This is a genomic window from Candidatus Lernaella stagnicola (assembly GCA_030765525.1).
GTDB classification, from domain to species: domain Bacteria; phylum Lernaellota; class Lernaellaia; order Lernaellales; family Lernaellaceae; genus Lernaella; species Lernaella stagnicola.
This window is the reverse complement of the sequence record JAVCCK010000023.1, coordinates 196,832-212,836: the sequence shown is the minus strand read 5'-3', so window position 1 is coordinate 212,836 and position 16,005 is coordinate 196,832. Positions and strand designations below refer to the sequence as shown.

The window sequence follows — 16,005 nt, the reverse complement described above, 5'->3', positions numbered from 1 at the left end:
TCATATACATCAAGTAAGCCGTAACGACCGAACCGACCAAATTGCCGACATACACAATGACCCAATTACGCATCAACTTGGAGACTGGCAGTTTCTTGCTGGCCACGGCCATCACGATCAAGTTGTTGCCGGTGAACAACTCCGCGCCGGCCACCACGACCAAAATTAAGCCGAGGCAGAAGGTCAAACCGCCCAGAAGCTTGGTGACGCCATATGGCAAGTCACCCCCGCCGGTTACGGCGGTGGTGCAAAACACGGCGCCCATCGCGATAAACGCGCCGGCGAGGATCGCCAGGAAAAACATGGAAACCGCATCCATGTTTCCTTTGTTTACACCGATGGTCTCGGCTTTACTTGCCATAGAGGCCGGCATAAGGGCATCAAAAGAAACTTGCTCGCTCATGAAACATCCCCCTTTTTGCTGTATTGACTCCTCGTGAGTCCATGTATCGAACACCATTTGTAAAGAGTCACTGTCTGAATTTTACGAAACACTGTGATTGAAGAGAACAGCAACCGGCGCTCAGAATATATTTCCATCAATCCACTGTCAATATCGATGTGAAACAAGTAACGAAACGCATTCTCAACGCGCCGGCGGGGCCGCTGCGATCTCAAGAGAGAAAGCGACACGACGGCGCCAAACGAAAAAGCAAAAACCGAGATACAGGAAGGAACTTAGGCGTGGTATTATTACCGTAAAATTAAACACCCAATTTGCCGCATAATTGGAGTAATTTGATGATAGCCCCAACGACGCCCGTTACTTAAATAACGGCTCGCCACTATCGTTTTATTGAATCCGACGGCTGATGATTTTGAAAGACACTAAGCGTCGGTCTGTACTTTCGCTTATGTTTTAATTCTTACGATATTTGAGGATCAACGACGCGGTACGGTGATCGCCCACCGTGAGGAGTGAAACCTCGAATCGTCGCGCAGAAATCTATCATCCTGGGAAAGCGAAATCTTGAATATTCCAAAAATAAAATATGGCTTATGAGAATGTTGGAACGACAAAGTCACGGGCCGCTCGTTGGGTGACATGGGCATGCAGATCGTTTCGTCACGCGAACCGGCGCGAACCGGAAGCGCGAAGCACAGACGAACTTAACAGAAAAACGCCAAGGAGGCTCAATCGTGAAACAAGTAACGGAGATGTTTGCGAGTCTGGGCGTGGCCGGCCTCACCAGTTTGGCAACACCTAAACTATAGCTATATCGGTATAATACGATTCGTGAATATCGCGGCTAGTCCTCAGAAGGCGCTACCATCATGAAAGCGGCGGCGTGTTCGTGAACGCAGATAAAGGCCCAACCAATCAATGACTGATATATTATCATAGAAATGTATACAGATATCCCACATCGGTCTGCCACACGTTTTTTGTTTTGGGGTACGGGCGGTTATTGACCGCCTTACCTCGGCTTACGTAAACAACGAAAAGGCGACGGCGACTGTACCGACACCGCACAACGTGATTGCAACCAAAAAAACCATACAGCCGGAACTGCGGGTTTTGTTTTTACTTCCTTCAACATAATGCGCTTCGCCGCCGCCGGCATTGATCGCGACGGCGCTTTTGAGGGCGCATTCCCTGCAAAGCTGTAGTGTCGTGGTTTCCCCGGAATCTTTATCGGCGATAGTAACTTCGGTGGTGTCGACGTCGCGGTTGCACATTTCGCATTTCGCCATTGAAGATCTCCTTATTCTGGCGGAATCGCTTCCGTCAGCTAGGCGAAACAATTAATCAAGCCACGAAATAACGGCGCTTTCCATGGCGGCCGTCCGCGGCGTCGCCAGTTGTCAAAATCGATCGCCGTTGTGGGCGAATTGATCTCAACACAAAACATTAAGACTGGAGCGCGATGCGGGCTCCATCCCAACACAACACAATTCCAGGCGGCGGTCCTCGTGGAACAAAAACGAGTACGCGATCACCGCGAAATCCTAACCAAAACGCGCTTCAAGTTACGTATACGCGTTTATCAGACCCCAAGATCGGTGGTTGATGCCGAAAATAGTTGCAGGGTCTAAAACGCAATGAACATTTTCAGAATAGGACGTTATACGCGTCTATGTCAATGTTATGTTTCCGGAAAATGAGGCTGGCGGCAGCCGCAAAACGGATGCGGAGCGAACGTTCTATCCCGTGACGACGACAGGGCGACAAGAACCTACCGGCTATAATTCCACACCGTGATCGAGGCCAATCCGAAACCGCCTTCGGATTTACGTCGGTAGGAAACGAAGGTATCCCGGCTTGGGGACGACAACGTGGGCCGAAACACGCACCGAAAAATAACACCCGCAAAGAAAAAACCGTGGCGGAGGCAGTACGTACATGATAAAATAACAAATATAAACGTGGCGGGATGCGAAAACTCAAAAAAAAGGAGCAGAAAATGAACAGACGAAATGTGTTGGCGTTGTTTCTCGGGCTCGTGATCGTGCTCGGCGTGGCTTGGGCGGTGGCGGGCGAAATGGGCCCGGGCGAGTTCAAGGCCGACTACAAAACATCGGGCGAATTCTTCACGATGATGGACGGCATGAAAATGGGCAAAAGTCCTCATGGAAAAGTCCAGATATGGTATTCCAACGACTTGAAGGACATGATCGGCAAGGCGAAATTCACAGCCCCCGTCGGTGCCGTTTCAATCAAACCCTTCGAGATGGGCGTGAAAAAGGGAATCGCCGTGATGGTCAAGAAAGAAGCGGGGTACGATCCGGAAAACGGCGACTGGTACTACGAAATGCGCATGCCTGACGGCAAAATTCAGGAAGCAATGGGCAAGCCCATGGCCGGCAAAATCGGCATGTGCATCAAGTGCCACGCGGTCGCCGCCGCAAAAGATTACTTGGCCGGGACCCAAATGCGCTGAGTCGCCCGGGCGAGAGACGAGACGAGCTTAAACACGAAAAGGCGTTTATCAAAAACCGCCCCCGCCGAGTCGAAAAACCGGCGGGGGCGTGCGGAATATTTCACATCGATAATGGGCCGTAGAAGGCGAGGTCGCCTATTCGGTCGGTTTCCATACCTCCCAAACTCTGCCCACGAGTTCCGGCCCGACTTTCAAAACCGGTTGACCCGGTTCCCAGCCCGCCGGGCACACTTCGGCGCCCTTGGTGGACCGCACATGCTGGAAGGCTTGGAGTTGCCGGATCGATTCGCTCACTTTGCGCCCCACTGGTGGGGTCAACATTTCAATGGCCTGGACGACGCCGTCCGGGTCGATAATGAAACGGCCGCGCACATCGACGCCGCCCACTTCGTCATACACTCCATAAACGGAGCCGATCTTCCCGCCTGCGTCGGAGAGCATCGGGAAGGGAAAACCGCCGTCGACCATCTTCGAGAGTTCCTGCTCCTGCCACATTTTATGGACGAAACGGCTGTCGGTGCTGCAAGCCATCACTTGCACGTCCAACGTTTCAAATATCGCTGCTTTGCCGGCGACCGCCGACAGTTCGGTCGGTCAAACGAAGGTGAAGTCACCCGGATAGAAACACAGAAACACCCACTTGCCGGCAAAATCCGAGAGCTTGATATTTGTGAATCCGCCGTTGAAAAACGCCGTCGCTTCAAAATCCGGAGCTTTTTTACCAACCATTACCTGCATTTTGACCTCCTTTTTTGGGGGCTCGCCGGTCCTTTCCGTCGCGTCTTCCTCCGATGGGACGATGGGTCCTTCGGCTGTAGCGACACAGCCTTCGGCTTTGTCTGGGGCCATGATGCCTCCTTTCCTAGGGTGATTGTTTAATGTCGGTTGGCGGGTGTAATCCGAAACGCGGCACCGCGCTGCGTGACGCACACTCGCACTGACCAACCAAATAAAAACAGTTCTTACGTAGAAATGTGTTCCCGTTAAATGGGAAGTCAAGTGAAGCGCTTGCGGAAAAAAAGCGCTGTCCTCCCGCAAACTCGCCGACGGCGATGACGACATCGTATAAAATGCTAAAATCCCACGGCAAAGGAGGAGTTCGTGCGCGGAAAAATCACGGCGTTGGTGATCGTCACCGCCTTAGTCCTGGCGGCCGGGACGTGGATAGCCATCCGTATCTGCGGTGGGCAAGCCGGAAGCAACCAGGCCCCGCCGCCGTTCAGCGCGCAGGTCCGCGTGGACCAGGGGGCGCCGCCGAACGCTCCTTTCCACGCCACGGTGATCCGCGACGGCAAGGTCGTCGAAACCTTCCCCTTCGCCTTCATGAAAGACGTGACGCCGGATGAGATCGTTGAAATCCGCCCGAATCGTGACGTGCTACGTAAACCGGTGCTCGCCGTGAGAGTGTTAGGTGATCGAGCCGGCGGCGAGTTGGCGTTTACGCCCGAGACCCTGCACGTGACCGCCGACGGTCGCCCGCTCGCTCCGCCGCACGTTTTGGAACTACGCAAGAACGAACTCATTTTTGAGGTGACCTACGAAATACCCGCCGATGCGCGCGCCGTGCGTTTGCGCACCAACAAAGCGCTGCGCCTGGCGATCAAAATGGCCGAATCGCCCGTTCGCTGGGACATGGTGCCGCGGGAATTCCTGCGTCCCAACCCGCTAGGCAAACCTCGGTTCGCCGGGAAGTCCAAGCAGTGGATCGACTACTTCTATTTCGGGGCCTACCAACACAGTTACCGCGGCTCGTTGATCGAACGTTGTTCGCGGCAAGACGATTTTCTCGTCATCTACGTGGACCCGGCTCGCTTCGCAAAACCTCTCCTTTCCGTGCGCATTGTCCGATTTACAGATTCTAACCTAAGCCGATTGCGCGCCGACCATTTCGTGGTTTCGACCGGGCCGAACAAACTGACTCCGCAGATCATTCGCGACCGGAAACAGGAAAGCGAGCAACCGCTCGTGCAGTGGAAACTGCCGGCGGGCGTCAAGCGGCTTGTCGTCGAGGTGAAAGTGCCCGCCCGCTATCAACTCGCCGTATCCGACGGCCCCGTGGCGTGGCGCAACATCAGCTTCATCGGGTCGCAAGACGCACCGCCCATACCCACGACACGCGAAGACGCCACGGTGCGTGTCGCGCCGTCCAACAACGAACCGTGTTTTCCGTGATGGGGTTCGGTTAGTTCATTTTCCAGACGCCGCCCGACTCCACGCGGCGACGCACGTTGCTGATGATCTTCGGCAGGTCATTTTTGAGCATCTTGGCCATGACGCGATTGGCGACCACCGCCATCGGGCCGAAATCGACACCCACGGCATTTTGGTGCTCGACCAAATATACCCCGTCAGAGATCTCCTCCAACTGCCAATAGCCCGTGTTCTTCGTATAAGGCTCGTGCGGTCGGGAGGTGTCCAGCACCCACTCGTTGCGCTGCCGCTCGGGATAATGCGTGTAAATATTCGTGTACGTCACCGACTTGATGCTGCCGTTGATGGTCAACTCCAGCCAGGTCCGGTTTTCTTCTTTCTTGAGCGCCACCGCTTTTTCCACCCGCGGCAGAAAATCCGGGAAACCGTCGTAATCCGACAGAACGGACCAAAAACGGTTGACGTCGTCGAAGCGCATGATCCCGAAGGCCGCGGCATAACCTTCTTTGGCGCCGCCTTCGAGGTCGGTGTGCACGACGACCTCGCCCTTTTTCACCTGCGCCAGTTCCGCGGGCGTGAGCTTGTCGCTGACCGGCCCGGCCGCCGCGCCGGCCGCGAAAACCAACGTGAACAATATGAGAAGCGAACAAAACGCCAAGCGACTCACGAATGCGACTCCTTTTCATTACGGCGCGCCATCGTAATCGAGATTGGACACAGGGCCAATCCCAGGTTAAAACCGGAAGTCCGCGACGACTTCGGATAGGAGATTCATCGTGCGACGTCTCGTGATCATCGCAGTTGCCGTGCTCGTCCTGGGTGCCATCGGCTGTCAAAGCGCGCCGGTTCGGTACCCGACTATTTCGCCCGATGCGCGACTCGCCTTCCCGCGCGACCATTTCGCGCATCCGGAATTCCGCACCGAATGGTGGTACTACAACGGACGGCTGGAAACGAACTCCGGCGCCGTGTACGGATTCCAACTCGTCTTTTTCGTGCGGCGCACCACCGACGACAGCCTCTATACGATCCCCACGCGCTGGTATGCCGACCCCGGGCACATGGCTCACTTCTGCTTAACCGACATTGCCGGCCAACGCCTGCACTTCGCCGAACGGCTCACCCCGAGCACCGCCGAAGGCGGCGACGCCGGAGCCCGCACCGATTCCTTCCTCGTGTGGAATCGCGATTGGTCGGCCCGCGAAGTCGACGGCGTTCATCACCTCCAAGCCAAACAAGGCCGCTTCGACCTGGCGCTGGCGCTGCGCGAAGCCAAGGCTCCGGTGCGCCACGGCCGCGATGGCTTCTTCCTCAAATCAAAAGGTCCGGACTTCGCTCGCGGCACCTACTACATCACCCACTCGCGACTGGTGGGAGAGGGCGTGTTGACCATAGGCGGCGTCTCGCAACCGGTGCGGGCCACCGCATGGCGCGACCACGAATTCGGCAGCCACCAACTCGCGCCCGATCAACTGGGGTGGGACTGGTTTTCGCTGCAGTTCGACGATGACACCGAACTGATGCTCTACATGCTCAAACAACGCGACGGCTCGTGGGGCCCGCTGTCCAAAGGCACCTACGTACGCGCCGACGGCACGACGGTAGCGCTAAGCAAGGAAGATATCGTGCTCGAGCCGCGACGCAGTTGGAAATCGCAATATGGCGCTGGCGACTACCAGGTGGATTGGCGCGCGCGGATTCCCAAACTCAACCTCGAATTCGACGTGTGGCCGGCGCTGGACAACCAGGAAGTCAACAGCCGCAAGACCACGCGGGTGATCTATTGGGAAGGGCTGGTCGTGACGCGGGGCACGAAAAACGGCGAACCCGTTGCGGGGCATGGCTACGTGGAATTGTGCGGCAACACGCATCAAGTCCACCAACTGACCGATCGGCGCGATTTGCGGCCCGCGGTGCGGCAATGACGGCGCGCCACGTTTGTCTGGCGATCGCGTGCCTACTTGTATTGACGGTCTGCCAACCGCCGGCCGTGCGCTACGAGGCGGTCACCCCCGAGCGGGCGATCATCTTTCCGCGCGATCACTTTGCGCATCGCGATTTCCGAACCGAATGGTGGTACCACACCGGCCACCTCGAAACCGAAGACGGCGGTGAGTACGGCTTTGAAGTCGTCTTTTTCCGCCATCGCACCGACAGCCTCGTGCGTTTCGGAATGCCGATTTGGAAGTTCGTGAATCCGATCTACTTCGCGCACTTCGCGATCACCGACGAAACCGGCGGCGCTTTCCATTATGCCGAGAACGTCGGCGTCGGCGCGGAGCGCCTGGGCGGTGACCGCGAGGATATGCTCAAGGTTTGGGCCGGCGACTGGCAGATGCTGGGCGTCGGCGACACAACGCGCCTGCACGCCGCCATGCCCGACGGCAGTTTCGCCGTCGATCTGATTCTTACGCCGCAAAAAGCGCCGGTTGTGCACGGAGTCAACGGCGTAAGCACCAAGGGGCGTGACAGCACAGCGCGCAGCTATTACATGAGCGTGACGCGCTACGAAGTCGCCGGCGAGTTGCGGGCGCACGGCGAGCGCCTACACGTCAAGCGCGGCCAGGCGTGGATGGATCACGAAATCTTCTCTGAACCGCTCAGCCAGCACGTCATCGGGTGGGATTGGTTTTCGCTGCAACTCGACGATGATCGCGAGGTCATGGCCTTTTTGCTGCGGCGTCGCGACGGCAGCGTCGATGCCGATAGCGCGGGCACCTTTGTCTTCGCCGACGGCCGCGCCGAGCATTTGGGCGCCGATGAGTTCGTCATCACGGAGTTGCAGCACTGGACGAGCCCGCACACCGGTACGGTCTACCCTACTAAGTGGCGCTTACGCATCCCCAAATACGACGCCGATTTGACTGTCACCGCCACGCTGGAGGATCAGGAATTGATCATGTTCCTCTCCGGCCTCACGTATTGGGAAGGTTCGATGCGTGTGACCGGCCGCTTGCAGGGCCGGCCGACCACGGGCCGCGGCTACGTGGAGATGTCGGGCCGCTCCGGCGAGGTGAGCGGGCTGTAAACCGGCATCCGACGCTCACCGTGCGATCGTGGGCGGTGTTTCTTAGGCGCCGCCGCCGCCGTCTAGTATCTGCCGGACCGTTCTGGCCAATTCGAAGGGGCGGAAGGGTTTCGGAAGAAAATGATGGCCTTCTTCCAATAGGCTCTGATGGCGGATGATATCCACGGAGTAGCCGGAAATGAGCAACGCTTTGAGCCCGGCTCTCGTTTTCCGCAGCGTTTCTAATAGCTCATGACCGTTCATGCCCGGCATGATGATGTCGCTGACCAAAAGATGAATCTCTCCGTCGAATTCTTGGCTTTGGCAACAGGCTTTTTCGCCGTCGGCCGCGACCACAACTTGGTAGCCGTATCTTTCCAGCGTTCGTCGTGCGAGATGCCGAACCATATCCTCGTCTTCCACCAGCAAAATAGTCTCGTCGCCGTGCGGTGATTCGGTCGAGGTTCTCTCAAGCGGTGTTTTCGCTTCATCGGCGATTTGCGGGAAGTAAATTCGGAACGTAGAACCCCGGCCCGGCGTCGTCTCGCAGGTAATGAAACCGTGGTTTTGCCGCACAATGCCGTACACCGTGGCCAAACCCAGACCCGTGCCGTTGGTGCCGCCTTTCGTCGAGTAAAAGGGTTCATACACATGGCGCTTGGTTTCCTCGTCCATGCCGCATCCGGTATCGGCGACTTCCAACGAGACGTAGTCGCCGGACACCATCACGGGCTCACCGTCCACGATCATGCTCTCATTGCACAACGTGATGTTGCGCGTCGTGGCGGTTAACCGGCCTCCCTCCGGCATGGCGTCGCGGGCGTTGGCGGCCAGGTTGACCATGATTTGATCGAGTTGCGTCGGGTCCACCTTGATGTGGCCCAAATCCTCGCTCAGTTTGAATTCCAGCACGACGTCCTCGCCGATGATGCGGTACAACATGTTTTGCAGCCGACCGAGAACTTCGTTGGGCCGGATCACCGTCGGCGTGACGACCTGCTTGCGCGAAAACGCCAGCAATTGCGTCGTGAGCGCCGCGGCGCGTTCGCCCGCCTGCCGGATTTCTTCCAAGTCGGCGCGCACAGGTTCGCTCGGCTGCGCCTCCGCCAGAATCATCTCCACGTAACCGTTGATTCCGGTCAACAGGTTGTTGAAGTCGTGCGCCACGCCACTGGCCAAACGACCGAGGGCTTCCATCTTTTGCGACTGCATTAGCCTCTCTTGGAGCTCCACGCGCTCCTGTTCGGTGCGCCGCTGCTCAGTGACGTCCGTGCTCGCGCCGACCATGCCGATGGGGCGGCCGTCGGCGTCGAGTATCAACCGGGTGCGCGATGCCAAGATGCATTCGCGACCGTCAGCGGCAACATTAACGACCGTCCCCTGCCATTGCCCCTCGGCCAACGTTGTGTCGATGATTTCCTGTTGCGTCGCGCCGCGCATCGAGTCTTCGCCGAACTGAAAGACGCTTCGACCGACGATCTGCTCGGGCCGCCGGCCGAAAAAACGGCACACCGCATCGTTGACGTAGCTAACGCGGCCTTCCAGGTCTGTGGCCACGACTCGGTCGCTGATGTGATCGAAAACGAGCCGCTTCCGAAAACGAAGCTCGTTTCCGTCGGTGCGACGCGGTCCGTGATATCACGCGCCGCAGTATAAACAGCGAAGACCTCATTGTTCTCGTCGAGTTCCGGCATGCAAAGCCAATCGATCCAAACGCCCGAAGGCAATTGAAACTCGGCGCGACGAGTCTGCTTGGTTTCGCATACTTCATCCAGAACGTTTTCCCACAGCTCGCAAAGCTCCACCGAGAAACCCAACTCGCGGTGGGTTTTACCGATGAAATCCGCCGGGGCGATACCGGTTTGCTGCTCCGCCGCCCGGTTTACGTACAAATGTCGATGTTGGAGATCGAAGCGCATGATCGTATCGATCGAGTGGTCGGCCAACGTGTGGAACCGTGCTTCACTTTCCTGCAACGCGCGCGCGTATTCGAGAAGCTTCGTGACGTCTTGAATTGCCCCGATGACCTTCACCGGCCGACCTTCGTCATCGTTGATCCGCTCGGCCCGCGAATGGATGATGCGCCGCCGGCCGTCATCTTCCCGCACGATTTCGAATTCCAAATCATAAGGCGTGCCGTATTCGAGGATATCCTCCAACGCGTGCTGTAAGCTCTCCGGGTTCGTAACGCGGGCTCGCACGCGGTCGAGCGACAGGGTTTGACGCGGATTCCCGTCCGCCTCGAAGGCAATACCCAACAACTCGAAGGCTTGCTCGGACGCCCACAGGGCCTCGGTTCCGATTTCGAACTCCCAATGGCCGATGCGCGCCGCCTTCTGAACTTGACACCATCGTTGCTCGCGGAGACGAAGCTCCCGCTCCGCCCGAATACGATGCGTAACGTCCATCGCAATGAGCATAAGGCCGATGATTCGGCCGTCTCGACGCACCAGGTTCGTGTAGCAATCCAGGTCGCGGATCTCGCCGTCATGAGCCGTTGTGACGTGAGTCGGCCCGGCGAATTCGCCTACCGCAAGCAGCGCCGCAATCTCGGCGTAATGCTCCCATTCAGCGAGCGGCAGCAAGCCGGCGTCGGCGAACGGCGCGCCGAGCAACTCCGCGACAGGCCGGCCCGCCAGTTTCGCCATGGCTTCGTTGCACGTGATGAAGCGGCCGTCCAAACCGATGACCGCGGCCGAAATCGGCGAGGACTCGACGAAAATTTCGCAACACTCTTCGGTTCCCCACCCGGCCGGGTCCGCCGCCTCCGCATCCGATAAATCCCTGCCCACGCCCAGGACGCCGAACGCGTCGGAATCCGACAGCGCGACTCGCTTCAGCGACCACGAAACGCGAACCCCGCAACGCTGCTTGAGGCAAAGCTCAACCTCGCCCCGCCACGCGCCGGTCGATTGGGCGGCGCGAAGAACATCGGCGAACGGCGGCGTGATCGAAGCCGCAAAAACGGCGTCAATATTCCGGTCGATCACCTCTTGTTCGGAGAAACCGTACAATTGTTCAGCGGCGTGATTCCAAAATACGACGCGGTTTTCCGAGTCGGAAACAAACACCGCGTCGTCCAGTTCGCGTAGGAAATAAAATGGCCCCGGTCGATCCCCATCTAACGACATGGAGGTGTACCTTCTTAGCTGCCCAATCTGTTGTTGGTCGCCACAAGTGAAATCAATATTTAGTGGTGTTTGTCGCCGTAACATACAATATCGGTTTTTGCGTCCGCAGACTTGAGACCAAGTATGGATGCCTCAAAAATTTAAGACGAAAAACCGCCCCGAGCCCCACCCGTCGTTTCCGGATCGCCCCTTCCTGGCGTATAATCGCCCGAAACCAAAGGTTGGCGGAGTCAACATGACGCCCAGGCAAACGCAGCTTGTTCTCTACGCGTCACTGAAAATGATGGCGTTGCAGTTCAACACCCGCCGAAAACTGAAGTCTTACCTGCGAAGCGAAGCCGGCTGGATCAATTTCTCGGTCGGGTTGCGTTCCGAGGACGGCAGCGTGCAGGCCGGCATTGTCTTTCGCGACGGCAAAGTACGCGCTCTGAAAGACGCGGACCCCGGCGTCGACACCATGATGATTTTCGTTCGGCCCGAGATCATGCTCGAAATGCTGCGGCTCACGCCCAACGAAATCGTCAACCTCCTGCTGCAAAACAAAATCCGCGTCAAGGGAAACTTCGCGTACCTCAATCTGTTCAACTTTTATATCTCCCTGGTAACCGGCGCGATTCACCGCCTGTTGGAAAAACGACGCCAGGCGGGTGAAAACACGCTGCGGCGACAGGCCGCGAAACCAAAAAGCGGCAACGGCGTCGGGCGTCCCGACGGCGAACAACTGCGGGCGGCAACCCGCGACCCGGGCGTTCGCTTCCTCGACGAACCCTACCTGGCCGAGCTGCGCTTGAACGACTTCCCGCGCCTGCAGGCCTTCGTGCACACCCACCTGCACCATCGTCCCGAAGTCTGCCACGAGCGGCCGCTTTTGTTGACGCGCTGGCACAGGGAACACGGCTTCGAAACCGACGCCGAAGGGCGGCCGTGGGTTCCCGAATTGCGCCAGGCCCACGCACTGGCCCACCTGCTGCGCCACCGCAAACCACGCGTCCGTGAGAACGACTTGCTCGCCGGCACGACTACCAGCAAGGAAATCGGCGTTGTGCTCTATCCCGACGCCCACGGCGCCCTCATCTGGGGCGAACTGCACTCGGCGGCCGCACGCGAACTCAACCCTTACGACATCTCGCCGGAAACGGCGCATGTTCTGCATCATGAAGTGTTCCCGTATTGGGTTCACCGCAATTTCCGCGAATGGGTGCGCGAGAAATACGACAACCCGCTGGCGCTGCAACTCGACGAACGCTTCGCGGTGTACTTCATTTGGAAGTCGGTGGGTATTTCCCACACGATCCCCGATTTCCCGGCGTTGCTGCAAAAAGGTGCGTGCGGGATCCGGCAGGAAATCGAAACGCAAAAGGCGGACTTCGCCGAAGAATCGCCGGAACGAAACGCGCTCGACGCCATGGCTATCAGTCTGGATGGGCTCGTGGCGTATGCCGCAAACCTTGCCGATGAAGCCAAGCGGCTGACCGGGGCGGAAGACGAACCGGTCCGGCGGGAAGAGTGCGCCGCGATGGCTGCGGCGTGCCGGCGGGTGCCCGAGCATCCGGCCCGCACGTTGCAGGAAGCAGTGCAGGCGATATGGATCGCGTGGATTGCCTTGCACATGGAAAACACCAACACGGGCCTGTCGCTTGGCCGGCTCGATACTTGGCTGCAGCCGTACTTTGCGGCGGACATGGCTCGGTTGGCGACCACTGCGGAAAAAGAGGCCTACGTTCGCCGCGCTGTGGAACTGGTCGGCTGCCTGTTCCTGCGCTGCACCGACCACCTGCCGCTGATTCCCGACATTGGCAACTACCTGTTCGGCGGCAGTTCCTCCGACCAGGCGATCACCCTGGGCGGCGTGACCAAGCAGGGCGAAGACGCCGTCTGCGACATGACCTACATCATGCTCAAAGTGACGGAGATGCTGGCGATCCGCGATCCCAACGTCAACGCTCGCTTCCACCCCGAAGTCAACAGCGACACCTACCTGCGGCGTCTGCTGGAAGTGAACCTGAATACCCGCGCCACGCCCTCGATTCACAACGACCAGGCCATGTTCCGCGCCCTGGAGGATTTCCACTACCCGATTGCCGCCGTGCGCGATTGGTCCGCCACCGGCTGCGTGGAACCCACGCTTTCCGGACAACACATGGGCCACACCGGCGCGGTCATGATCAACATGGTGGCCGCCTTGGAAATGGCGCTGTTCGACGGACGGCATCCCTTGATGCGCTGGCAGGTTGGGCCGCGCACCGGCGAGAACCTCGCCGACTTCGAAGAGTTTTTCGAGGCCTATTGTCGCCAGTTTGCCTTCCTGGCCGACCACGCCACGGAACTCAACCACATGCTCGGCGAGGCGCACGCCGACATTCGGCCCACGCCGCTGCTGTCCTCGTTCGTGCAGGGCTGCATCGAGCAAGGGAAGGACGCCGTCAACGGCGGAGCGCGGTACAATTCCACCGGCACGGCGCTGATCGGGCTGGCCGATGTCGTCGACTCGCTGATGGCCGTCAAAACACTCGTGTTCGACCAACGGCGCGTCTCGTTCCAAGACATGAAGGCGGCCGTGCGGGACAACTTCGCGTCGAATCCCGAATTGCACGCGCGCGTGCGCAATCGCGTGCCGCTGTTTGGTTCCGGCAGTTCCGAGGCGCTGGCGTTGGCCGGCCGCGTGACGGAATTCGCCCGGCGGCATTTGGGCGCGAAGCGTAATTTCCGCGGTGGTCCGTACACCGCCGGTTTTTGGTCGATGTCCAACCACGTCGCCTTCGGCACGCTGACCGGTGCGCTGCCCTCGGGCCGCTTGGCCGGCAAGCCCTTCACCCCCGGTTTGACGCCGCAGCCCGCTGCGTCCAACAACATTCTGGACAACCTGCGCGACGTGGCGGGCCTGGACCCGCGGAACCTCAACAACAACGTCGCCTTCAACGTCAAAGTCGTGCCCGGGATCAACGACTCGCACGAGGATTTCGTCGAACGCATGACGGCGGTGGTCAAAGCCTATTTCCAGATGGGCGGCATGCAGATGCAAATGAACGTTGTGGATTCCAACACCCTGCGACTCGCCTTGGCCCACCCCGAGCAGTATCCGAGCCTCATGGTGCGCATCTCCGGATACAACGCCTATTTCACGACCCTCAACCGCGACATGCAGATGGAACTGATCGAGCGCGCCGAATACAGCCTTTCCGGTTAACTAGCGCGTAGCGTAGCGGAAATCTTGTGGCAGGACGCGAGTCCCGGCAGGTATACCTCGCGATAGAGGTGCACATAGTGTTCGGCATCGGCGGGAACCGGCTGCACCGTTTTTGTCTCGGAAGCCATCGACTCCACCGCCTCTTGAACGTTGTGGAAAATCCCCGCGCCCAACGCGGCCACCATGCCGGCGCCGCGGGCCGACAGTTCCTCCGATAGGGGGCGCACAACGGGCAGCCCCATCACGTCGGCCAGGATTTGCACCACGATGGAAGATCGCGCGCCGCCCCCGCCACCGCGAGCCACTCGATCGGCGTGCCGGTAACCTTTTCCAGTATGCCGCGGCCGCGCCGCAAGTCGAACGCGATACCTTCCAGCAGAGCGCGGAAAAAATGCGCGCGGGTGTGGGTTTCACGCAGCCCTACCGCGGCGCCCGTTTCCATCGGGTGCTGCAGCGTGGGCGACCAGCGCGGCCAAACCATCAGGCCATCACAACCTACCGGCGCCGTTTTGGCTTCGTCGCAAAGCAGCGCTTCGACCGGCTTGCCCCGTTCCTGGGCGAGCGGTTCCAGATCGCGCGCCAGTTCGTGGGCAAACCACCGCGCGGTCCACATGCCGCGAAAAACTAGGTACTCCAGGCAGTACGCGCCGGGCTCCGCCGCCGCCATCGCCAGCCAATCGTAACGACGGCTCTGCAGCGCCTTGCGCCACGGGACGCAAATCGAAGAACCGGTCCCGAGACTCACCGCGCCCGCGCCGCGCTTGCTCGAGAGCAACCCGGCTCCCAAAGCTTCGGCCTGCTTGTCGCCGCCGCACGCATAAACAGGCAGCCCGGCCGGCAATCCGGTTTGTGCCGCGGTCGCTTCGGTGATCGCCCCGATCGGCTGTGCCGGTTGCACGATCGGCGGCAGCCACTGTTTTTGATAGCCCAACATTTGATGCAGCAGCGCCGAGTCGGACCACGCGAGTTTCTTCACGTCGAAGGGCCACGGGCCGACCACGCCGCCCGGCGCCACGGCTACGCGGCCGGTCAGTTCGTGGTTCAGCCAACCTTCGATGGAAGAGATCCACCGGGCCTGCGCGAGAATTTCCGGGTTTCGTTCCCGCCATTGCCGCGGCCACGACTTGGCCAGCAGGCGCGGTATCAGAGCGTTCCGCCCCTGGATTTTCAGGAACATTCGCAGCCATTTCGACGGTTCGGAATCGATGCTTGCGGCGCGGCGATCCAGCCACGAGGTCGCGTCCATCAAGGGAGAACCATCTTCGGCCAATGGCAAAACCGTAGAGCGCTGAGTCGTTAGCGCCGTGCCCGCCAAGAGGGAAAGGTCGCCGTTCCATTTCGCCAGACACTGACGAATGGATTCAAACAGCGACTCGCGTATGTCGATGGGGTCTTGCTCGACCGCCCCCGGCATGGGGTGTTTCATCGCCGCGTGCTCCCGTTGGCCCATGGCCAACACATGACCGGCGGTGTCGAAAAGCAGCGCGCGCGAACTCTGCGAGCCCGAATCCAAAGCCAACACAACAGCGGCTTGGTCCACAGCAACCTCCACGTGGCGGGGTGATATCTTCTTGCGTTACCACACCGGAACGGCGGTGTAAACAAACGCGCGGTACGCCCTCGCGTGAGGTCTATGCCACAGGCTCC

The 16,005-nt window shown here is 59.2% G+C and carries 10 protein-coding genes and 2 pseudogenes; 5 read left to right on the top strand and 7 right to left on the bottom strand.

Translation table 11 applies throughout. From position 1 onward, the window contains the following. Positions 1–403: formate/nitrite transporter family protein (locus P9L99_11300; protein ID MDP8223936.1), on the bottom strand; the 403-nt coding region annotated here is incomplete at its 3' end. Between the two features lie 1,025 nt (positions 404–1,428). Further along, the gene (locus P9L99_11295; GenBank protein ID MDP8223935.1) at positions 1,429–1,695 is read right to left on the bottom strand and encodes a hypothetical protein; all 267 of its coding nucleotides are present in this window, start codon (positions 1,693–1,695) and stop codon (positions 1,429–1,431) included. A 710-nt stretch (positions 1,696–2,405) separates the two neighbouring features. On the opposite strand from P9L99_11295, the gene P9L99_11290 reads away from it, so the two are divergent. Beyond that, positions 2,406–2,882: a cytochrome P460 family protein gene (locus tag P9L99_11290; protein MDP8223934.1), complete on the top strand. Its 477-nt coding sequence runs from the start codon at positions 2,406–2,408 to the stop codon at positions 2,880–2,882. Between the two features lie 135 nt (positions 2,883–3,017). Here P9L99_11290 and prxU read toward each other — a convergent pair whose 3' ends face one another. Next, positions 3,018–3,731: a thioredoxin-dependent peroxiredoxin gene (gene prxU, locus P9L99_11285; GenBank protein MDP8223933.1), complete on the bottom strand. Its 714-nt coding sequence runs from the start codon at positions 3,729–3,731 to the stop codon at positions 3,018–3,020. A gap of 252 nt (positions 3,732–3,983) precedes the next feature. On the opposite strand from prxU, the gene P9L99_11280 reads away from it, so the two are divergent. Beyond that, positions 3,984–5,054, top strand: coding sequence for a hypothetical protein (locus P9L99_11280; GenBank protein ID MDP8223932.1), 1,071 nt, complete (start codon positions 3,984–3,986; stop codon positions 5,052–5,054). 10 nt (positions 5,055–5,064) lie between these two features. On the opposite strand, the gene P9L99_11275 is transcribed toward P9L99_11280, so the two are convergent. Further along, on the bottom strand, positions 5,065–5,700 hold the full coding sequence (locus P9L99_11275) for an SRPBCC family protein (GenBank protein ID MDP8223931.1): 636 nt from the start codon (positions 5,698–5,700) through the stop codon (positions 5,065–5,067). Positions 5,701–5,809: 109 nt separating this feature from the next. Here P9L99_11275 and P9L99_11270 point away from each other — a divergent pair, with 109 nt between their 5' ends. Both P9L99_11270 and P9L99_11265 read left to right on the top strand, forming a co-directional pair. Then, positions 5,810–6,958 (top strand): lipocalin family protein, encoded by a 1,149-nt coding sequence (locus P9L99_11270; GenBank protein MDP8223930.1) that lies wholly within the window; start codon positions 5,810–5,812, stop codon positions 6,956–6,958. Continuing rightward, complete coding sequence (locus P9L99_11265) at positions 6,955–8,061, top strand: lipocalin-like domain-containing protein (GenBank protein MDP8223929.1); 1,107 nt, start codon at positions 6,955–6,957, stop codon at positions 8,059–8,061. Before P9L99_11270 ends, P9L99_11265 begins: the two co-directional genes overlap by 4 nt. Positions 8,062–8,103: 42 nt before the next feature. Here P9L99_11265 and P9L99_11260 read toward each other — a convergent pair whose 3' ends face one another. Beyond that, positions 8,104–9,597 (bottom strand): response regulator, encoded by a 1,494-nt coding sequence (locus P9L99_11260; GenBank protein MDP8223928.1) that lies wholly within the window; start codon positions 9,595–9,597, stop codon positions 8,104–8,106. 77 nt (positions 9,598–9,674) lie between these two features. Next, positions 9,675–11,171 (bottom strand): annotated as a pseudogene (locus P9L99_11255) (PAS domain S-box protein). Positions 11,172–11,406: 235 nt separating this feature from the next. Here P9L99_11255 and P9L99_11250 point away from each other — a divergent pair. Further along, on the top strand, positions 11,407–14,358 hold the full coding sequence (locus P9L99_11250; protein MDP8223927.1) for a pyruvate formate lyase family protein: 2,952 nt from the start codon (positions 11,407–11,409) through the stop codon (positions 14,356–14,358). Here P9L99_11250 and P9L99_11245 read toward each other — a convergent pair. Continuing rightward, positions 14,355–15,880 (bottom strand): annotated as a pseudogene (locus tag P9L99_11245) (FGGY family carbohydrate kinase). The gene P9L99_11250 and the pseudogene P9L99_11245 overlap by 4 nt on opposite strands. Between the last annotated feature and the right edge of the window lie 125 nt (positions 15,881–16,005).

Excerpts from the sequence above, each read along its gene's own strand:
- P9L99_11295 (MDP8223935.1), bottom strand. The coding sequence starts at position 1,695 with ATGGCGAAATGCGAAATGTGCAACCGCGACGTCGACACCACCGAAGTT.
- P9L99_11250 (MDP8223927.1), top strand. The coding sequence starts at position 11,407 with ATGACGCCCAGGCAAACGCAGCTTGTTCTCTACGCGTCACTGAAAATG.
- P9L99_11265 (MDP8223929.1), top strand. The coding sequence starts at position 6,955 with ATGACGGCGCGCCACGTTTGTCTGGCGATCGCGTGCCTACTTGTATTG.
- P9L99_11290 (MDP8223934.1), top strand. The coding sequence starts at position 2,406 with ATGAACAGACGAAATGTGTTGGCGTTGTTTCTCGGGCTCGTGATCGTG.